An 18,080-nucleotide genomic window follows, 5' to 3' on the forward strand; every position below is an offset into this window, starting at 1 on the left:
GTCGAAAAGCAATGGCTCAAGCTCGGCCTCATGACTTGGCGACGTTCAAATTGCTGACACGCTGCCGAATTCGCGGCTTGTTCAGCGTAGCCTTAACCCCATTCCGTGGGGCGAAGGATTTTCTTGGAATCGCGACCTCTCGACGGTAGCCGCCCAATGGCTAGGCTTCATGCGAGTGTTTCACCCGAATGAGCCGAGCGGTCTTTCACGACGCGAAATGCGTTCGGCCTTTCGAGCGATGTCTGACGACACTCGAAACCGGTTCATATCCCTGGTTGGGCCTGGTTGGACAAAAAAATGACAACGGCTGGGCCAAACACGTCATCCCTCTAATCAACGAGGACTGGCCGAGAGAGCGCCGATACAGGACCTCTGCATCGATGCGGGTATGGATCGGCCTGCTTGATGACACCGGCGATAGCTTCCCGGCCGTCTACGACGCGCTGAAAAAGTTCTTGGTGCCGGTGGAGACAAATGACCATCCGTTCTACCGGTTCACCCGAGAGATCAATGAGGAACAGCCGATCGCTGCTCTATTCCCTGAAGCGACGCTGGATTTGATGAACAGAACTACACCTCAGGTTCTCACCCGTCCGCCGTACGAGTTACCGAAGGTGCTAGCACTGATTGCGGAAACCGAACCTGATTTGACATCAGATCCACGCTATTTGCGCCTTATAGATCTTGTTGAGCGAAGCTAGATCTCGGTCTTTATGAAGGACAATTCAGTGAATCCCTCCGATTCTGCTAGACACTCAATTACCGCTATTGGGCGACTACGGCCTGTCCGCAATCGGTCTTCCCCGGAAATCCGCGAAGAACCTTTTTTTGCCCAGGAGAGTTCACGACCATCGCGCACGCCTCGGCGTTTCGGAGTTGTCTGAAGCCTGCTCTCGGCACACACACCTAGCATTGAACCGTCGCCACCCGGTATGTCATTCCCGCTGAGGTGGCGGCTCTATTGGCTCTTTTTCTGTGATGCAAAGGTTTTGCGCGCCCTTGAGGCGCGTTTTTTTGTCCAGGCGAAAGAGGCGGCAATTCCGGAATCGACCTGTAGCGCGCCAGCGGCCCGCGCGGTTACGGTCAAGGTTCACCAACGGGAGGAGCCTATGCAGGACGTAATGACCTACAGCCAGCGCAATCAGGAGGCGTGAAACATGGCTTACTTCGGCAAATTTCTCGTGGACAACGCGCCGCTGTCACCGCTCACCATTAATGGCATCGGCACATTCGACGCCTATTCCGGCAACGGTCAATACCGCAATCGGGGCGGCTGCACAATGGTCCCCAATAACGGGCCGATCCCCGCTGGCAAGTACTGGATCGTCCCGCGCCCTACTGGCGGCGTGCGCTCTGCGGTAGAAACGTGGTTAAAAGATGAGTTCAATTACTACTCGTCGCACCCGACCGATCACAGTGAATGGTTTGCACTGTATCGTGATGATGGGCTAATCGACGATTACACATGGATCAACGGCGTGCGGCGTGGAAACTTCAGGTTGCATCCGGCAGGTGGTCGGGGTGTTTCGCTTGGCTGCATTACCCTGCCGAGCCGTACGGATTTCCTGAGAATCCGCAACTCACTCCTGCACACCATGACGATCCCTGCCGGCAATTCGGGGCTTCGCGCCTACGGAACAATTGAGGTCGTCACATATGGCAACACCTGTCCGAAGGGTGCTTAAAGTCCTGCTGTTTATAGGTCTGTACCTTCTGTCATTTCGATTTGTCCGACCGTACGACGATGGGTGGACCGAGTCCGAGATGCGTGCATGGATGCACGCTTCGGAGGTGCTAGGTATCGGCGATCCCGAAAACCTGTATATCGGCCTGTGGATGACTATCGAACTGCTCGTGGCGGTGCTGGCGTATGTGGCGATCATGAAGCTATGGCGGTGGTACCGCACGAAGTAGACGAAAGCCCTGGGGAGGGGGCTTTTCTATTTTTGCTCAGGAGAGTTGACGACCATCGCGCACGCCCCGGCTTTTCGGAGTTGTCTGAAGCCTGCGCCCGGCACATACACCTAGCATTGAATCGTCGCAACCCGGTATCGCTTTCTCGCTGAGGTGGCGGTTCGGTTAGCTCTTTTATCTGTGATGCAAATTTTTGCGCGCCCTTGTGGCGCGCTTTTTTTGCCTAGGCGAAGGAGGCGGCAAATCGGGAATCGACCTGTAGCGCGCCAGGGGCACGCGCGCTTACGGGCAAGGTTCCCCGACGGGAGGACCCTGTGCAGGACGCAATGACCTACAGCCAGCGTAATCAGGATGTGTGACATATGGCCTGCACCGGCAAATTCCTCGTGAATAACGAGCCACTATCACCGCTCACCATTTCTGGCATCGGCACCTTTGACGCTTATTCTGGCGACCGGCAATACCGCAATCGGGGCGGCTGCACGGCTGTGCCTAGCAAGGGGTCGATTCCCGCCGGCAAATACTGGATCGTCGACCGTCCGACTGGTGGCATCCGTTCACAGGCTTACGCATTGGGAAAAGACGCGTTGAATGCCGTTTTCGGCCATCCGTCGAATCACGGTGACTGGTTCGCCATGTATCGGGATGATGGACTAGTCGATGATTTCACTTGGGTCAATGGTGTCAAGCGTGGGCAGTTCCGGTTGCATCCAGCAGGCGGGCACGGCGCATCACTTGGTTGCTGACGATCCCTGCCGGCATTTCGGGGCTTCGGGCCTACGGAACAATTGAGGTCATCACATATGGCAACACTTGCCCGTAGACTGTTCAAGGTCACGTTGTTTCTGGCGCTGTTTGTTCTCTCTGTTCTTTATGTCCGGCCGTATCCGTACGAGTGGACAGAAAGCGAGTCGAATGCATATTGGGCGGCTTCCGATTGGCTCGGTGTGCGTGACCCTGATGACCTGTATTACATGGTGTGGGTGACTATCGAACTGATCGTGGCGGCGCTGGTGTATGTGGCGATCCTGAAGCTATGGCGGTGGTATCGCACGAGGTAGACGAAAGCCCCGGCGACGGGGCTTTTGTTTATCCCGTGCATTGATGAATTTGGAGGAATCTCGTGCAGAGAGGATTTATTGCTACATTTCGAGCCGAGTGAGCCGATTTCAGCCTTTGTCGCTTCTGCTTACCGCTTCCCCCTCCTCACCACCATCCACCGCGGCGACTTGAACCGCACGATGCTCACGTAAAGCCACACATAAGTCGCCGCGAACACCACGACGAAGCAGAACAGATGCAGCGTGTGCCGCCAGAACAGCGTCGCCGGCACGACCGCAATCAGGCACAGCAGCCACAGATACGGCGACGTCAGCGAGTTGCGGCGCGTCAGTTCGCGCGCGGTGCGCGCGCCGACCGCCCAGCGCATCAGCCGCTTGTAGACCAGCATATGCAGATGCACGCCATCCGGAATGCCCGGCGACATGCCGCGAATGAACTTCTTGCGGTAGATCGAGAAGCAGGTCTCGAAGATCGGGTACATGAAGAGCAGCACCGGATACCACGCGGATACGTCGCGATTGCGCATCACGAGCAGGATCGACAGCTCGGCGAGCATGAAGCCGATGAAGTAAGCACCGCCGTCGCCGAGAAAAATCAGCCCGGCCGGGAAGTTCCAGATGAAGAAGCCGAGCACCGCGCCCATCATCATGAACGACGCGGACAGCACGACCGGGTCGTGCACCTGGAACGCCACATACGCGAGCGACGCGAACATCATGAACGCGACCATCGACGCGAGGCCGTTGAAGCCGTCGATGATATTGATCGCGTTGGCGAGCGCCGCGACCGCGAGCACCGTGACCACGAACGAGATCGCCGCATATGACAGCAGAAAGTCGAGCGGCGGCACGCTGATGCGGGTGACCGCGATGTCGAGAAAGAACCAGGCGAGCGCGGCGGCCGCCATCGTGCAGATCAGGCGTGCGAGCGGCGACACGCGCTTGGTCAGATCCTCGACGAGCCCCGAGCCGAACGCCGGCATGCCGCACGCGATCAACCCGAGAATGCTGCCCGATACGGCCGGATACGCGCGATGCAACTGCACCGCGGAGACGATCAGCCCGACCAGAATCCCAGTCCCGCCGATGCGCGGCACCGGCCGCACGTGGAATTTCTGGACGCCGGCCAGATCGGTGTCGGTCGAGAACTTTTCATGCAGATGCGCATAGCGCACGATCAACAGCGTGATCAGCAGAGAGACGAGAAAGCCGAGCGCAAAACTAAGCATGAAAGTGGGCCTGAGCGAAGACGCGGAATTATACAAACGAAACGTGCGGCGGCCGGCGCGCGGCACGGGCGCGAAGCCTTCATCCAGGCCGGCAAAAAATCCCAGATAGCGAGACCGAAGCGACCCGCACAGGCCCGTGAGCGCTCGCTCCTCATGGATTCCCCCTATGCGGCGCGCGCGCGCCGCAACCGTAAACCTGGATGCGACGAAGTGTAAGTCGCGCGCAACAAAGGCGTTCCGGAGACCCAATGCTTAATAACATCACAATTCGTGGCGGACTGACGCTCGTGATCAGCGTATTCGTCGCCTTCCTTCTGACGGTGATCGCTGTCGGCTACGGCGCGCTGAAGCTCGCCAACGACAGCCTCGACGACACGCAGCGCAGTGCGGTCGCGCTGTCGCATCTGAAGGCGAGTTCCGAGAAGCTTCTGCAGGTGCAGCTCGCATTGGGCACCTATCAGACGTTGTTCAGCGTCGGCAAGCAGACCGACGATCTGCTGCCGGCCGCGCACAAGGTGCTGCTCGAATCGAACAACGACTTCCGCAACTACATGGCCGGCCCGTTCGCGAGCGACGCAGAGCGCAAGCTTGCGCAGAGCGTCGGCGACGCGCGCGCGGCGCTCGTCGACAAGGCGATCGAACCGGAATTCAAGGCATTGACCGACTTCGACTTCAACACCTTCCGCAACATCCAGGGCGACACGGCGAACAGCCTGTACGCGTCCTACTCGAAAGCGATCGACGCGCTCGAAAAAGCGCAGATGGACAATCAGCATCAGCAGGCCGCGACCGGCGCGCGACGCTTCCAGCTCGCGACAGTGCTGTTCGGCGCGATCGCGGTGATCGCGCTCGTGATCGCGGTGGGCGCTCGGGTCGCGTTGTCGTCGGCGCTGATCAAGCCGGTCAACGCGACGGTCAAGCACTTCGAGCGCATCGCGGCCGGCGACCTGAGCGTCGCGATCAAGGTGAAATCGCGCAACGAGATGGGCCAGCTGCTCGGCGCGCTGACGCGGATGCGCGACGGCCTCGTCGAAACGGTCGGCAAGGTGCGCGGCAGCACGAGCGCGATCACGCAGGGCGCGAACGAAATCGCGTCGGGCAATGCCGATCTGTCGGCGCGCACCGAGCAGCAGGCGGCCGCGCTGCAGCAGACCGCGGCGAGCATGGAGCAGCTGTCGGCGACCGTGAAACAGAACGCCGACAACGCCAGGCAGGCGAACCGCCTCGCGCACGGCGCGCTCGATACGGTCACGCGCGGCGGCAAGGTGGTGTCGCGCGTGACGGAGACGATGGACGGCATCAGCGAGTCGTCGCGCAAGGTCACGGAGATCATCGGCATGATCGAGGGGATCGCGTTCCAGACCAACATTCTCGCGTTGAACGCGGCCGTCGAAGCGGCGCGCGCGGGCGAGCAGGGACGCGGCTTCGCGGTGGTCGCCTCGGAAGTGCGCAGCCTCGCGCAGCGCTCGGGCGCGGCGGCCAAGGAGATCAAGGAGCTGATCGGCGAGTCGGCGGCGAAGGTCGAGGAGGGTGCCTCGCTGGTGTCGGATGCGCAGAAGACGATTCAGGAAGCGCTGAAGGCCGTCGAGCGCGTGACCGGCGTGATGAGCGAGATCGAGGCGTCGGCGCTCGAACAGAGCGACGGCATCGAGCAGGTCAACAAGGCGGTGTCGCAGATCGACGAGGTCACGCAGCACAACGCGGCGCTCGTCGAGCAGGCGGCGGCCGCGGCGAAGTCGCTGGAGGAGCATGCGATGGCGTTGCGTGATGCGGTCGCGGTGTTCCAGCTGGAAGGGGCAACGGCGTAACGCGTTCAGCAGCCACGGCGCTCACCGTTCTGACGAGGTGAGCGCCAAAGCAAACGGCGGCGGCATCCGCGCTGCGCGAATGCCGCCGCCATTTTTTTAACGGGATGCGCTGGTGCCGAAGCGCTTTATGCAAACCCCTGCGGATTCGTCGACTGCCAGCGCCAGTGGTCCGCGCACATGCGCTCGATGCCGAACTGCGCGCGCCAGCCGATGATTTTCTCGGCCGCGCTCGGGTCCGCGAAACACTGCGCGACGTCGCCCGGGCGGCGCGCGACGATCTCGTACGGCACCGGCCGCCCCGACGCCTTCTCGAACGAGCGCACCACGTCGAGCACGCTATAGCCCTGGCCCGTGCCGAGATTGACGACGAAGCTCGCATCGCGCTCGACGAGCGCATCGAGCGCGGCGAGATGCCCGCGCGCGAGATCGACCACGTGGATGTAGTCGCGCACGCCGGTGCCGTCGGGCGTCTCGTAGTCGCCGCCGAACACGCGCAGCTTGTCGAGCTTGCCGACCGCGACCTGTGCGACGTACGGCATCAGGTTGTTCGGAATGCCGGCCGGATCTTCGCCGATCAGGCCACTTTCATGCGCGCCGACCGGATTGAAGTAGCGCAGCGTCGCGATGCGCCACGATGGGTCCGACACTTCGAGATCGCGCAGGATCTGCTCGGCGATCAGCTTCGATTGACCATACGGATTGGTCGCCGACAGCGGGAACGATTCGTCGATAGGCGAGCTCTTCGGCACGCCGTACACCGTTGCCGACGAACTGAACACGAACTGCTTGACGTTGCGATCGCGCATCACGCCGAGTAGCGTCAGCAGGCTGCCGACGTTGTTCGCGTAGTACTCGATCGGCTTCGCGACCGACTCGCCGACCGCTTTCAGCGCCGCGAAATGAATCGCGCCGGTGATCGGATGCGCATCGAAAATCCGCTGCAGCGCGGCCGCGTCGCGCGCGTCGTCGTCGTAGAAGCTCACCGCACGGCCGGTTATTTTCTCGATGCGCCGCAACGATTCGCGCTTGCTGTTCACGAGGTTGTCGATCACCACGACGTCGTAGCCGCCGTTCAGCAGTTCGACGCAGGTGTGCGAGCCGATGAAGCCCGCGCCGCCCGTTACCAGAATCGTGCCCTTCGTGGTCATGCTGTTGCTCCCATTAAAGTAAAACACCCGTGATTTTTTGCACCAGGTCTTTGTACGTTTCGACGACCATGCGTTCGTCGAATTCGGTTGCGACTTTCTGCCGGCCGCGTTCCGCCATCGCGCGCCGCTCCGCGCCGCTCATCTCGAGCATGCGCGCGAGACTCGCGGCGAGGCTCTGCGCATTGCGCGCTTCGCACAACAAGCCGTTGACGCCGTCGGCCACCACCTCGCGGCAGCCGGGCACGTCGGTCGCGACGATCGGCCGGCCCATCGCCGACGCTTCCATCAGCGTGCGCGGCACGCCTTCGCGATACGACGGCAGCACCACGCAATCGGCATCGGCGATGAACGGCCGCACGTCGTGCGCCTCGCCCAGATATTCGATCACGCCTTCCTGTTCCCACGCGGCGACTTCCTCGCGCGTGATCGCGCTCGGATTGTCGACGCCGACCGGCCCGAGCAGCTGGAAGCGCGCGTGGCGGTAGCGCGCGCGCAATTGCCGCGCGGCCTCGACGTATTCGCCGACACCTTTGTCCCACAGCAGCCGCCCGATCAGCACGAAGCGAAATTCCGCGCGCTCGCGCAGCGGCGTGAACGCGAACTGCTCGAGATCGACGCCCTCGCCGTGCAACAGCCGCGCGCGCTCCGGATGCACGAGCAGCTTGCCGTCGATGAACGCGGCCTGATCGTCGCGATTCAGGAACCACACTTCACGCGGAAAGCGGAACGCAAAACGATACAGCCTTTTGGCGATCTGCGCCGCGCGGCTGTGCTGGATGAACACATAGCCGAGCCCGGTGGTGACCGCCACCGACTGCACGCCAGCCAGCTTCGCCGCGATCGAGCCGTAGATGTTCGGCTTGATCGTGTAGTGAAACACGACATGCGGACGGATGGTCCTGTACTGCCGATACAGCGCGACGAGCGTGCGCAGATCTTCGCCCGGACTGGTGCCTTTCGACGCCATCGGCAGCTCGATGCAACGGCAGCCCATCGCGGCGAGCAACTCGAACGTGCGGTCGCGCGGCGCGAGCACCGTCACGTCGACGCCGCGCCCGATCAGCGTGCGGATCAGCCCTTGCCGATAGGTATAGATTGCCCAGGCCGTGTTGCAAACGAGTGTAATGCGTAGCGCGGGCGTCGACTTGAAAGAGGGCTTCATGCGAAGAAATGCCGGGCGTTGAATGAAGTGTGGACCATTGATACGGAGACAGCGCCCTACGATGCGGCGCGAACCTCAGCGAATGAAGCGACAACGACAGCGGCAACGACAGCGACAGCGGCAACGACAACGCTCACACGCGGCGCGACTCAACGGTTCGCGCGCGGCGTGAGCAGCGCGCGCTTGACCCGCTGCAACGTGCGATAAGGCAGCATCAGATGCAACAGATTCTTCGCGAGGCCCAACCAGTCGTACGGATTGGCCACGTTGAAGTAGCGCAACTGCAAACGCAGCGTCGAACCGATCTGCCGGCGCCGTTTCGTCGCGCTGATGCCGCCTTCGTTCAGCTCATAGAAAAGGCCGAGTTCCGGCAGATTCGCGCAGTCATAGCGTTCCATCAGACGTACGAACAGATCGAGGTCTTCCGCCGAACGATACGCGGCGCGGTAGTTGCCGACTGTGCGGACGGCATCGATACGCAGCATCATCGACGGATGCGCGAGGCACGAGCGGAAAAAGCGCTCGCGCCGGATCACGTTCGGCTCGGCCGGCGGCGTCAGCATGAAAAGCCGCTCGCCCGCGCGCGTGACGACCTGGGTCCACATGCCGAGGCCCGCCACGTTCGGATGCGCTTCCATGAACGCGCGCTGCTTCGCGAGCCGCCGCGGCACCGCGCGATCGCCCGCGTCGATGCGCGCCGCATAGCGAAAGCCGCGCTGCGCGAGCGCGTCGATGCCGGTTCGCAGCGCACGCTCGATGCCGCCGTTCTGCGCCATGCGCAGCACTTCGATCTTCAGGTTCGGCAGCGTGGGCGCGACGATCGGCGGCGTGCTGCCGTCATCGACGATCAGTACGTGCACCAGCGCACTTTCTTCGAACGACGCGAGCGTAGAATCGACGTCCGCCTGGCCGTTATAGGCGGGTATCAGCACCGCGACGTCGTCGAGCGTGGTTTGCGCGGAGGCGGATGAATTCGTCATGGGCGCAATTTGAAACGGATGTAATAAAGATTGACCGAGACGGCCGCCAGATAGCCGGCCGCGAGGCCGACGAGCGCGCCATACGCGCCGAGCCGCGGGATCGCCAGCAGATTGACCGCGAACGCGACGGCGAGCGCGAGCAGCCACTTGGCGAGCAACACGAACCTGGCCTGATATTTGAGCACGACCAGATTGCCGATCGCCTCGACGCCGGCGGGCACCGACAGCCACACGGCCCAGCGGAAGATTTCGATCGCGCCTTCGAAGTCCGGCCCGAACACACGGCGGATGATGAAGCCCGCGAGCAGATCGAGCACGAACGCGCCGCACACCATCAGCACGGCGCTCAGCGCGGTGAGCCGCCACATGTTGCGGCGCAGTTGCGCGATGCCTTGCACGCGGTAGACGAATGCGGGCGCAATGGTTTGCGCGAGCATCAGCGCGAGCGTGATCCAGTTTTCATTCAACTGCTGGGCGGCCGAGTAGCGACCGAGGTCGGCGAACGAAATCGCGCGTTCGAGCATCAGCCGGTCCAGTTTCAGAAATAGATACATACAGATGAGCCCGAGCCAGAACACGGTGCCCGCGCTCGCGAAGTGCCTGAAGAGCGAACGTTCGACATGCCAGCCCAGCTTGCCGCCATGCCGGCGCATGAAGTAGAGCAACAGCACCGCGCCGATCGCCGCCGATTCGAGCGCCCACAGCCAGCCGAAACGCGCGGGCGCGGCCGTCGCGCGCACCAGCAGATAGACGAGAGCCGCCTTGATCACCGCGGTGCTCATGCTGGTCAGCAATTGCGGCTTGCTGTAGGTCATGCTTTGCAGCCACGCGTTGATCACGCCGACGAACGGCTCGCGAAACAGCATCGTCACCGCGAGGCCGGCGAGCATCGCACCGACGAGCGGTTCGAAGAAGTGCAGCGCAATGCCGAGCCACGTGAGCAGCAGCGCAACGGCCGAGACGGAGAAGCGCAACGCGAACGCGCTGCCGAGGACGGTGCCGAGTTGTTCGGGCGGCCGGTTGACGATGGTCGGTACGAGGATTTCCGCGCCGCAGACCCAGGTGATCGGCGACAGCACCAGCAGCAGCGTATTCGCGTACTGCCATTTGCCGAACGTTTCGGGCCCGAAGTAACGCGCGAGCATGCCGCTGATCACGATTGCGACGCCGATCTGCGTGAGCCGCTCGAGACCCAGCCAGACGATGTTCGTCAAAGCTCGGGTGACGTCGGGATTGGCGAAGCGCTTGACCGTCAGCATCCGTTGGCCGCTCGCCGCTGCGCGTCGGTCAAGCCGCCTCGCACGGCCATGCATGCGGCGCTATGCGCATTCGCCCGCCCGGCCGGCAGCCACGGCAACTTTACAAATGGAGGGCGTCTAAGCATTAGAATGGCGGTATTCAGGCTGGTCAGAAAAACGCAATTATAAGTTGGAACCGGACCGCTTCCGGCAAGGGCGCATCGAGGCGCGGTAACAGGTGTTTTTAACGCGAATTTTTACTGCGTTTTTACCGGTTATCGTATGTGCGCAGGTCAAAACTTTCCATTGCACGCAAGTGAGCCAACATGATCTCCAAATCCATTTTCAAGGCGTATGACATTCGTGGCGTCATTGGCCAGACGCTCGACGCCGACGCCGCGCGTTCCATCGGTCGCGCATTCGGCAGCGAAGTGCGCGCGCAGGGCGGCGACGCGGTCGTGGTCGCGCGCGACGGACGCCTGTCGGGCCCCGAGCTGATCGGGGCGCTGTCCGACGGCCTGCGTGCGGCCGGCGTCGATGTCGTGAACGTGGGCATGGTGCCCACGCCGGTCGGCTACTTCGCGGCGAGCGTACCGTTGAAACTGGCGGGCGGCGAGCGCCGCGTCGACTCGTGCATCGTCGTGACGGGTAGCCATAATCCGCCGGACTACAACGGCTTCAAGATGGTGCTGCGCGGCGCGGCCATTTACGGCGAGCAGATTCTCGCGCTGCATCAGCGCATCGTCGACGAGAACTTCGCCGACGGCAGCGGCAGCTACGCCGAGTACGACATCGCCGACGCGTATCTGGAGCGCATCGCGAGCGACGTGAAGCTCGCGCGTCCGATCAAGATCGTCGTCGATACCGGCAACGGCGTGGCCGGTGGGCTCGCGCCGAAGCTGTTCAGGAAGCTCGGCTGCGAACTCGTCGAACTGTTCACCGAAGTCGACGGCAACTTCCCGAATCACCACCCGGACCCGGCGCACCCGGAGAACCTCGAAGACGTGATTCGCGCGCTGAAGGAAACGGATGCGGAAATCGGCTTCGCGTTCGACGGCGACGGCGACCGCCTCGGCGTCGTCACCAAAGACGGCCAGATCATCTACCCGGACCGTCAGCTGATGCTGTTCGCCGAAGAAGTGCTGTCGCGCAACAAGGGCGCGCAGATCATTTACGACGTGAAGTGCACGCGCAATCTCGCGAAGTGGGTCAAGGACAAGGGCGGCGAGCCGCTGATGTGGAAGACCGGCCACTCGCTCGTGAAGGCGAAGCTGCGCGAAACCGGCGCGCCGCTGGCTGGCGAAATGAGTGGCCACGTGTTCTTCAAGGACCGCTGGTATGGTTTCGACGACGGCCTGTACACGGGAGCGCGTCTGCTCGAGATCCTCACGCGTGTCGCCGACCCGAGCAAGCTGCTGAACTCGCTGCCGAACTCGCACTCCACGCCCGAGCTGCAGCTGAAACTCGAGGAAGGCGAGAACTTCGAGCTGATCGCGCGTATGCAGCAGAACGCGAAGTTCACCGGCGCGGACAACGTCGTGAAGATCGACGGTCTGCGCGTCGAGTATCCGGACGGCTTCGGCCTCGCGCGTTCGTCGAACACGACGCCGGTCGTGGTGATGCGTTTCGAGGCCGACAACGACGCGGCGCTCAAACGCATCCAGGACGACTTCCGCCGCGTGATTCTCGCGGAGAAGGCCGATGCGAAACTGCCGTTCTGACGGCTGATGCGGCGCTGCGCTTCGAAGGTCGTCAAGACGGCTCGAAGCGTCGCCCCTACCGAACGCGGCGCGGGTTGCCTTACCGCGCCGCGTTTTTCATGTCTTTCATGGACGGCGCGCTAGAATTGCGGTCCTTTCAACGCATCTTCGAGCCGGATAGCCGGTTTTCTCACTCTTGAGCGCGCAAAAGATACTGATCGTGAGGGTGTCGTCGCTGGGCGACGTCGTTCACAACATGCCCGTGATCGCCGACATCCGGCGCCGCCATCCCGACGCGCAGATCGACTGGCTCGTCGAGGAAAGCTTCGTCGGGCTCGTGGAACTCGTGGCCGGCGTGCGCCGCGCGATTCCGGTGTCGCTGCGGCGCTGGCGCAAGCGCATCCTGTCCGTCGACAACTGGCGCGAGATCGGCGCGTTTCGCCGCGCGCTCGCCGCCGAGCACTACGATCTGGTGATCGACTGCCAGGGCCTCATCAAGACCGCGTGGCTCGCGAACATGGCGCGCGGACCGCTCGTCGGCCTCGGCAACCGTACCGAAGGCGCCGGCTACGAATGGCCGGTGCGCCTTTTCTACGGGCGCCGCGTGCCGATCGCGCCGCGCACGCACGTGGTCGAACGCACGCGTCAACTGGTGGCCGCGGCGCTGAACGATCCGCCGCCGCAACCCACCGACGACATCGACTTCGGTCTCGACACGGGCCGTGCCGCGCTCGCGCTGTCGCAGGCGAATCTGAATCTGCCGGTGCCGTACGTGGTGTTCGTGCACGCGACTTCGCGCGCCGACAAGCAGTGGCCCGATGCCGCGTGGATCGAACTCGGGCAGGCGCTGGTGCGGCGCGGCGCGTCGATCGTGCTGCCGTGGGGCAGCGACGCCGAGCGCGCGACCAGCGAGCGGCTCGCGAAGGAGTTCGGCGCGGCCGCGATCGTGCCGCCGAAGCTGTCGCTGCCGGCTGTGGTGGGGCTGATCGATGGCGCGGCCGCGACGGTCGGGGTTGACACAGGTCTGGTTCATATCGCGGCGGCGCTGAAGCGGCCCACGGTCGAGTTGTACAATTTCTCGACCGCGTGGCGCACCGGCGGCTACTGGTCGCCGAACGTCGTCAATCTCGGCGCGGCAGGGCAGCCGCCTACGCTGCAGCAGGTGAAGTCGGTGCTTGCCGGCTTCGGGCTGTTGTAACCCGGGCCGGCCGGCATCAGCACCTGCTGCATCCTGTCGGTGCGCTTCGCCTTGCGCACCCTCCGTTCCAAAGGGCGACCATGAACGAAACCCAGATCATCGAAGTAGCGAACGCCGACTGGCACGGCTGCAACCTGTCCGTGCCTCGAGAGACGCTGCTCGCCGGCGTCGAGCGCGGCAAGGTGCTGTACTTCCCGAACCTGCGCTTCGCGATCGACGGTGGCGAGCAGGCGCTGCTCGACCCGGCGCTCGCCGATCCGAACCGCAAGAACATCAGCCTCGAACCGAACGGCGGCGCGCTGCATGGCGTGGCCGGCGATGCGGTCACGCAATCGGCGGTGCGCGCGTTGATCGCGCGTTATCAGGCGAATGCGCGCACGCTCGTCGACGGGCTCTTTCCCGAGTACAGCGGCAAGCTGCGGGTCGCGCCGACGAGCCTGCGGCTGCATCAGGTCGAGACTCGCGAAACCTCGTGGCGCAAGGACGATAGCCGTCTGCACGTCGACGCGTTTCCGTCGCGGCCGAACTACGGCGAGCGCATCCTGCGCGTGTTCACCAACGTCAATCCGCATGGCGTGCCGCGCGTATGGCGCGTCGGCGAGCCGTTCGAGGACATGGCGCAGCGCTTCCTGCCGCGTATCAAGCCGCAGATGCCCGGCTCCGCGTGGCTGCTGAACCTGCTGCACGTGACCAAATCGCTGCGCAGCGAATACGATCATCTGATGCTCAGTCTGCACGACGGCATGAAGGCCGACCTCGACTATCAGAAGACGAGCCCGCAACAGACGATGCCGTTTCCACCGGGCAGCGTGTGGGTGTGCTTCTCCGACCAGACCTCGCATGCGGTGATGTCCGGCCAGTTCATGCTGGAGCAGACTTTCTTCCTGCCGGTGAAGGCGATGGCGCAGCCGGAATGCGCGCCGCTCGGCATTCTCGAGCGCCTGAAGGGCAGGGCGCTGGTTTGAGCGCGGCGGTCGATTCGAGGGCCGGGCAGATGCCGGCCCGCATCGCGCGCGTGAGCGCGCTGCGCTTTGCGAATCACGCGGGGCGCCGATGCTAAGGGCGATCTATCGCGCGCTCTGGTGGCTCATCGCGCCGCTTGCGGTGCTGCGTCTGTTGATCCGTTCGCGTAAGGAGCGCGGTTATCGCGAGCATATCGGCGAGCGCTTCGGTTATTCGCGCGGACGCTTGCCGGAGGACAGCGCGCCGTTGATCTGGGTGCATGCGGTGTCGGTCGGCGAGACGCGCGCCGCGCAGCCGCTGATCGATGCGCTGATGAAGGCGCGCCCCGACGCGCGCATTCTGCTTACGCACATGACGCCGAGCGGCCGCGCGACCGGCATCGAGATTTTCGGCGACCGCGTGTTGCGCAGTTATCTACCGTACGACATGCCGCACGCGGTACGGCGCTTCTTGCGCGGGTGGCGGCCGTCGCTCGGTCTCGTGATGGAAACCGAGGTGTGGCCGACCCTGATCGACGAGTGCCGTCGCGCCGACGTGCCGCTCGTGCTGACCAACGCGCGGATGTCGGCGCGTTCGTTCAAGCGCGCGGCGAAATTCGGCGGCGCGACGAAGGACGTGTTCGGCGGCTTCGCGCGCGTGCTCGCGCAGAGTCCGTCCGATGCCGAGCGGTTGACCTCGCTCGGCGCGCGCAATGTCGCGGTGCTCGGCAATCTGAAGTTCGACATGAGCACGCCGCCCGAACTCGCGGCACGCGGCCACGCGTGGCGCGCGGCGATCGGCACGCGGCCCGTGTGGGTCGCGGCGAGCACGCGCGAGGGCGAAGAAGCGCTCGTGCTCGAGGCGTTCGCGGCGCTCGGCATCGACGATGCGCTGCTGATTCTGGTGCCGCGTCATCCGCAGCGCTTCAATGAAGTCGCGGCGCTCGTCGAGAAAGCGGGGTTGCGGCTCGAACGCCGATCGAGTTGGGCGCCCGATGCGAAGGTCGCGTCGGCGGCGCGCACCGCTGACGATGGCGTGGCGCCGCTGCCTCGCGACGTGAACGTGCTGCTCGGCGATTCGATGGGCGAGTTGGGCGCTTACTACGCGGCGTCGGATCTTGCGTTTATCGGCGGCAGTCTGTTGCCGCTTGGCGGACAGAACCTGATCGAAGCGTGCGCGGTCGGCGTGCCGGTGCTGATCGGGCCGCACGTTTTCAACTTCACGCAAGCCACCGCCGATGCGGTCGCGGCCGGTGCCGCCGTGCAGGTGCAGGACCCGGCCGATCTGGCGCGCGCGCTGCGCGAGCTGTTCGGCGACAAGTCGCGGCGGCTCGCGATGGGCGGTGCGGCTGCCGCGTTTGCGGCGAGGCATCGCGGGGCGACGGCGAGGACGGTGGATGTGTTGGCGGCGTTGTTACCGGAGTAGGGGTGACTGTGGTGCCGCGGTTAGCAAAAAAGGGACGCCCGAGAACGCGGCTGCGCGTTCTTCCTGTTCGGCGCATTGCAGCAGTTTTTCTTTGACGGCAACAAGCGCAAGTCGCGCTTCATGATGAACGGCGTGCTGATGGCAAACGGTATCGATGTGATCAGCGTGCCCGCTCATCGCGCGGCCGACTTCAACGAAAAGATGGTGCGCTTCTATCTATCGAAGGATGGCACCGAATGATGGCATTCCTGCGCGAATGCCATCCTGGCGAGTGAAGCGTCACTTGCTCACACCTTCAACAACCCCTTCTTTTCAATAAACTTCACCACGTCATCAAGACCCTCGAGCGCCTTCAGATTGCACATCACGAAGGGTCGCTCGCCGCGCATCTTCTTCGCGTCCGATGCCATCACATCGAGGTTCGCGCCCACCAGCGGCGCGAGATCGGTCTTGTTGATCACGAGCAGATCCGACTTCGTGATGCCAGGTCCGCCCTTGCGTGGAATCTTCTCGCCGCCCGCGACGTCGATCACGTAGATCGTCAGGTCCGACAGCTCCGGGCTGAAGGTCGCCGCGAGGTTGTCGCCGCCCGATTCGATGAACACGATGTCCGCATCCGGAAAACGCGTGAGCATGCGGTCGACCGCTTCGAGGTTGATCGATGCGTCCTCGCGGATCGCGGTGTGCGGGCAGCCGCCCGTCTCGACGCCCATGATGCGCTCGGCCGGCAGCGCGCCCGCGACGGTCAGCAGACGCTGATCCTCTTTCGTATAGATGTCGTTCGTGATCGCGACGAGGTCGTACTGGTCGCGCATCGCCTTGCACAGCATTTCGAGCAGCGTGGTCTTGCCCGAGCCAACCGGGCCGCCGACGCCCACGCGCAGCGGCGGCAGCTTCTTCGTGCGGATCTGGCTCGCGGTATGGGAAGCGGAATGATGAGATGCGTTCATGATGGATCGTGGGAATCGTGCTACGAGCGGAAGAGCCGCGAATACTGCGACTCGTGGCGCGCCGACAGAATGCCGAGCTGCGGCGCGAACGTGTTGAGGTCGTCACGCGAGGTCGCGAGCGCGCGCGCGACGGCCGCGTCGATCGGCTCACGCAGCGCGACGATGATGCGTTGCCCCGCGAGCTGGCCGAGCGGCACGGCCTTCAACGCGGCGGCGGCCTGGTTCTCGACCCAGCTGAACGCATAGGCGGCGAGCGCGGCATCGACCGGAGCATTGTGCGCGTGAGCGGCGAATGCGAACGCGCTCGGCTGCGCGAGTGGCGTCAGCGACGCGAGCGTTTCGCGCCTCGCCACGTCGCCCCATTCGAGCGACACGCACAGCTGTCGCAGCGACCAGCCCATCTGCTCCGTTTCGCGGCGCAGTTCGGCGGACTCGCGACTCGCGAGGAATTCGGCGTTGGCGTCGGCGAGTTCCACGGCGTCGTGCGTGCGCCAGCGTTCGATCTGCTGCGCGAGGAACGGCAACTCGCCGCGCGCGAGCACGTCGGTCAGGCCGCGTTCGATCCATATGCGCGCGGAGTCGGCATCGGTGATGAGCTGCGCTTCAATCGCCGCTTCGAGACCCTGCGAATAGCTGAACGCGCCAATCGGCAGTGCTGGCGACGCGAGATGCAGCAGCGCGGTGAATTCAGCGATGCGCATGACGATGCGGGTGGTGTCCATGTCCGCACGATTCGTCGTGCACGTGGTCATGGTCATGATCGTGCGAGTGAGAAGAGCCATCATGGGCATGAGCATGCTCATGCCCATGATGCTCACCAAACACCTGCTGCGCGATCGCATAGTCCTCGGCGAACGTCTCGTCGTGCCCATGCTTATGTCCACCGCCATACGCCCCGGCTTCAGGCTGAAACGGCAGCGACACGTGCTCGACCGTCGCGCCGATGCGCTTGAGCATGTCGGCGAGCACCGGATCGTATTCGAGTTTCAGATAATCGGCGCCCACTTCGACCAGCGTATGACGATTGCCGAGGTGATAGGCGGCGCGCGTCAACGTCAACGCGTCCGATGCGCGTACGACAAGCACGGCTTCATCAGCCGCAACGATACGCACGAGCCCGCCATCATCGGCGACGAGCACGTCGCCATCGCGCAGCACGGTGCCGCGCGGCAACAGCAATGCGATTTCCTCGCCGTCATCGAGTGTCGCGGCGAGACGGCTCTTGCGACGTTCATCGAACGCGAGCGTCAAGGTCGGCGCGCGCTTGACGAGTACCGGCGCGATCTTCAGATGCGGCGCGAGAAGTTTGTTCAGTGTACGCATGA

Annotated in this window: 19 protein-coding genes and 1 pseudogene; 12 read left to right on the forward strand and 8 right to left on the reverse strand. The window is 63.6% G+C overall.

The genetic code is table 11. The features are described 5' to 3' along the window. Positions 1 to 380 precede the first annotated feature (380 nt). The 6 genes and pseudogenes from HDG33_RS36880 to HDG33_RS00030 all read left to right on the forward strand — a co-directional run bounded on the left by HDG33_RS36880 (position 381) and on the right by HDG33_RS00030 (position 2,975). A complete protein-coding gene (locus tag HDG33_RS36880) occupies positions 381 to 701 on the forward strand; it encodes a hypothetical protein (protein ID WP_221311249.1) in 321 nt (106 codons plus the stop codon). A 231-nt stretch (positions 702 to 932) separates the two neighbouring features. Beyond that, positions 933 to 1,154: a hypothetical protein gene (locus tag HDG33_RS00010; protein ID WP_184020879.1), complete on the forward strand. Its 222-nt coding sequence runs from the start codon at positions 933 to 935 to the stop codon at positions 1,152 to 1,154. Positions 1,155 to 1,157: 3 nt separating this feature from the next. Continuing rightward, the gene (locus HDG33_RS00015) at positions 1,158 to 1,685 is read left to right on the forward strand and encodes a DUF2778 domain-containing protein (RefSeq protein ID WP_184020882.1); all 528 of its coding nucleotides are present in this window, start codon (positions 1,158 to 1,160) and stop codon (positions 1,683 to 1,685) included. Positions 1,686 to 1,764: 79 nt separating this feature from the next. Next, complete coding sequence (locus HDG33_RS37980) at positions 1,765 to 1,914, forward strand: hypothetical protein (protein WP_311548036.1); 150 nt, start codon at positions 1,765 to 1,767, stop codon at positions 1,912 to 1,914. A gap of 362 nt (positions 1,915 to 2,276) precedes the next feature. After that, positions 2,277 to 2,737 (forward strand): annotated as a pseudogene (locus HDG33_RS00025) (DUF2778 domain-containing protein). Then, positions 2,718 to 2,975 carry a hypothetical protein gene (locus HDG33_RS00030; RefSeq protein WP_184020887.1) on the forward strand — a complete coding sequence of 86 codons (258 nt, stop codon included), beginning with the start codon at positions 2,718 to 2,720 and terminating at the stop codon, positions 2,973 to 2,975. Before HDG33_RS00025 ends, HDG33_RS00030 begins: the two are co-directional and overlap by 20 nt. Before the next feature lie 128 nt (positions 2,976 to 3,103). Here the strand turns inward: HDG33_RS00030 and HDG33_RS00035 are convergent, their stop codons facing one another. After that, complete coding sequence (locus HDG33_RS00035; RefSeq protein ID WP_184020889.1) at positions 3,104 to 4,204, reverse strand: glycosyltransferase; 1,101 nt, start codon at positions 4,202 to 4,204, stop codon at positions 3,104 to 3,106. Between the two features lie 248 nt (positions 4,205 to 4,452). Between HDG33_RS00035 and HDG33_RS00040 the strand changes: the two genes are divergently transcribed. After that, on the forward strand, positions 4,453 to 6,012 hold the full coding sequence (locus tag HDG33_RS00040) for a methyl-accepting chemotaxis protein (protein ID WP_184020891.1): 1,560 nt from the start codon (positions 4,453 to 4,455) through the stop codon (positions 6,010 to 6,012). A 125-nt stretch (positions 6,013 to 6,137) separates the two neighbouring features. Here HDG33_RS00040 and galE read toward each other — a convergent pair whose 3' ends face one another. The 4 genes from galE to HDG33_RS00060 all read right to left on the reverse strand — a co-directional run bounded on the left by galE (position 6,138) and on the right by HDG33_RS00060 (position 10,561). Next, positions 6,138 to 7,160, reverse strand: coding sequence for a UDP-glucose 4-epimerase GalE (gene galE / locus HDG33_RS00045; RefSeq protein ID WP_184020893.1), 1,023 nt, complete (start codon positions 7,158 to 7,160; stop codon positions 6,138 to 6,140). Positions 7,161 to 7,173: 13 nt separating this feature from the next. After that, positions 7,174 to 8,322 carry a glycosyltransferase family 4 protein gene (locus tag HDG33_RS00050; protein WP_184020895.1) on the reverse strand — a complete coding sequence of 383 codons (1,149 nt, stop codon included), beginning with the start codon at positions 8,320 to 8,322 and terminating at the stop codon, positions 7,174 to 7,176. A gap of 149 nt (positions 8,323 to 8,471) precedes the next feature. Continuing rightward, on the reverse strand, positions 8,472 to 9,302 hold the full coding sequence (locus HDG33_RS00055; protein ID WP_184020897.1) for a glycosyltransferase: 831 nt from the start codon (positions 9,300 to 9,302) through the stop codon (positions 8,472 to 8,474). Next, positions 9,299 to 10,561, reverse strand: a complete 1,263-nt coding sequence (locus HDG33_RS00060; RefSeq protein ID WP_184020900.1) for an oligosaccharide flippase family protein — start codon at positions 10,559 to 10,561, stop codon at positions 9,299 to 9,301. The genes HDG33_RS00055 and HDG33_RS00060 overlap by 4 nt, the downstream gene beginning before the upstream one ends. A 305-nt stretch (positions 10,562 to 10,866) precedes the next feature. On the opposite strand from HDG33_RS00060, the gene HDG33_RS00065 reads away from it, so the two are divergent. The 5 genes from HDG33_RS00065 to HDG33_RS00085 all read left to right on the forward strand — a co-directional run bounded on the left by HDG33_RS00065 (position 10,867) and on the right by HDG33_RS00085 (position 16,045). Further along, a complete protein-coding gene (locus tag HDG33_RS00065) occupies positions 10,867 to 12,261 on the forward strand; it encodes a phosphomannomutase/phosphoglucomutase (RefSeq protein WP_184020902.1) in 1,395 nt (464 codons plus the stop codon). A gap of 175 nt (positions 12,262 to 12,436) precedes the next feature. Beyond that, on the forward strand, positions 12,437 to 13,438 hold the full coding sequence (gene waaC / locus HDG33_RS00070; protein WP_184020904.1) for a lipopolysaccharide heptosyltransferase I: 1,002 nt from the start codon (positions 12,437 to 12,439) through the stop codon (positions 13,436 to 13,438). An 80-nt stretch (positions 13,439 to 13,518) separates the two neighbouring features. Beyond that, entirely contained in the window at positions 13,519 to 14,403 is an 885-nt protein-coding gene (locus HDG33_RS00075) for a Kdo hydroxylase family protein (RefSeq protein WP_184020906.1), read from the forward strand. 88 nt (positions 14,404 to 14,491) lie between these two features. Further along, positions 14,492 to 15,805, forward strand: coding sequence for a lipid IV(A) 3-deoxy-D-manno-octulosonic acid transferase (gene waaA, locus HDG33_RS00080; protein ID WP_184020908.1), 1,314 nt, complete (start codon positions 14,492 to 14,494; stop codon positions 15,803 to 15,805). A 75-nt stretch (positions 15,806 to 15,880) separates the two neighbouring features. Further along, on the forward strand, positions 15,881 to 16,045 hold the full coding sequence (locus HDG33_RS00085) for a hypothetical protein (protein WP_260330272.1): 165 nt from the start codon (positions 15,881 to 15,883) through the stop codon (positions 16,043 to 16,045). Positions 16,046 to 16,092: 47 nt separating this feature from the next. Here HDG33_RS00085 and ureG read toward each other — a convergent pair whose 3' ends face one another. From ureG to ureE, 3 genes are read right to left on the reverse strand one after another with little or no spacing between them, the layout of a single operon-like run. Further along, positions 16,093 to 16,755: an urease accessory protein UreG gene (gene ureG / locus HDG33_RS00090; protein ID WP_184020910.1), complete on the reverse strand. Its 663-nt coding sequence runs from the start codon at positions 16,753 to 16,755 to the stop codon at positions 16,093 to 16,095. Positions 16,756 to 16,775: 20 nt separating this feature from the next. Next, the gene (locus tag HDG33_RS00095; RefSeq protein ID WP_184022802.1) at positions 16,776 to 17,456 is read right to left on the reverse strand and encodes an urease accessory protein UreF; all 681 of its coding nucleotides are present in this window, start codon (positions 17,454 to 17,456) and stop codon (positions 16,776 to 16,778) included. Then, positions 17,443 to 18,078: an urease accessory protein UreE gene (gene ureE, locus HDG33_RS00100; protein WP_184020912.1), complete on the reverse strand. Its 636-nt coding sequence runs from the start codon at positions 18,076 to 18,078 to the stop codon at positions 17,443 to 17,445. The genes HDG33_RS00095 and ureE overlap by 14 nt, the downstream gene beginning before the upstream one ends. Between the last annotated feature and the right edge of the window lie 2 nt (positions 18,079 to 18,080).

It is taken from the genome of Paraburkholderia sp. Cpub6 (genome assembly GCF_014201065.1).
GTDB lineage: Bacteria > Pseudomonadota > Gammaproteobacteria > Burkholderiales > Burkholderiaceae > Paraburkholderia > Paraburkholderia tuberum.

What these genes read in the sequence shown, in the direction of transcription:
- HDG33_RS00010 (WP_184020879.1), top strand. Translation starts at nt 933, where the DNA reads ATGTCATTCCCGCTGAGGTGGCGGCTCTATTGGCTCTTTTTCTGTGAT.
- HDG33_RS00015 (WP_184020882.1), top strand. Translation starts at nt 1,158, where the DNA reads ATGGCTTACTTCGGCAAATTTCTCGTGGACAACGCGCCGCTGTCACCG.
- HDG33_RS36880 (WP_221311249.1), top strand. Translation starts at nt 381, where the DNA reads ATGCGGGTATGGATCGGCCTGCTTGATGACACCGGCGATAGCTTCCCG.
- HDG33_RS00095 (WP_184022802.1), bottom strand. Translation starts at nt 17,456, where the DNA reads ATGCGCATCGCTGAATTCACCGCGCTGCTGCATCTCGCGTCGCCAGCA.
- ureG (WP_184020910.1), bottom strand. Translation starts at nt 16,755, where the DNA reads ATGAACGCATCTCATCATTCCGCTTCCCATACCGCGAGCCAGATCCGC.
- HDG33_RS37980 (WP_311548036.1), top strand. Translation starts at nt 1,765, where the DNA reads ATGCGTGCATGGATGCACGCTTCGGAGGTGCTAGGTATCGGCGATCCC.
- HDG33_RS00035 (WP_184020889.1), bottom strand. Translation starts at nt 4,204, where the DNA reads ATGCTTAGTTTTGCGCTCGGCTTTCTCGTCTCTCTGCTGATCACGCTG.
- HDG33_RS00075 (WP_184020906.1), top strand. Translation starts at nt 13,519, where the DNA reads ATGAACGAAACCCAGATCATCGAAGTAGCGAACGCCGACTGGCACGGC.
- galE (WP_184020893.1), bottom strand. Translation starts at nt 7,160, where the DNA reads ATGACCACGAAGGGCACGATTCTGGTAACGGGCGGCGCGGGCTTCATC.
- HDG33_RS00040 (WP_184020891.1), top strand. Translation starts at nt 4,453, where the DNA reads ATGCTTAATAACATCACAATTCGTGGCGGACTGACGCTCGTGATCAGC.
- HDG33_RS00065 (WP_184020902.1), top strand. Translation starts at nt 10,867, where the DNA reads ATGATCTCCAAATCCATTTTCAAGGCGTATGACATTCGTGGCGTCATT.
- HDG33_RS00060 (WP_184020900.1), bottom strand. Translation starts at nt 10,561, where the DNA reads ATGCTGACGGTCAAGCGCTTCGCCAATCCCGACGTCACCCGAGCTTTG.
- HDG33_RS00055 (WP_184020897.1), bottom strand. Translation starts at nt 9,302, where the DNA reads ATGACGAATTCATCCGCCTCCGCGCAAACCACGCTCGACGACGTCGCG.
- waaA (WP_184020908.1), top strand. Translation starts at nt 14,492, where the DNA reads ATGCTAAGGGCGATCTATCGCGCGCTCTGGTGGCTCATCGCGCCGCTT.
- ureE (WP_184020912.1), bottom strand. Translation starts at nt 18,078, where the DNA reads ATGCGTACACTGAACAAACTTCTCGCGCCGCATCTGAAGATCGCGCCG.
- HDG33_RS00030 (WP_184020887.1), top strand. Translation starts at nt 2,718, where the DNA reads ATGGCAACACTTGCCCGTAGACTGTTCAAGGTCACGTTGTTTCTGGCG.
- HDG33_RS00050 (WP_184020895.1), bottom strand. Translation starts at nt 8,322, where the DNA reads ATGAAGCCCTCTTTCAAGTCGACGCCCGCGCTACGCATTACACTCGTT.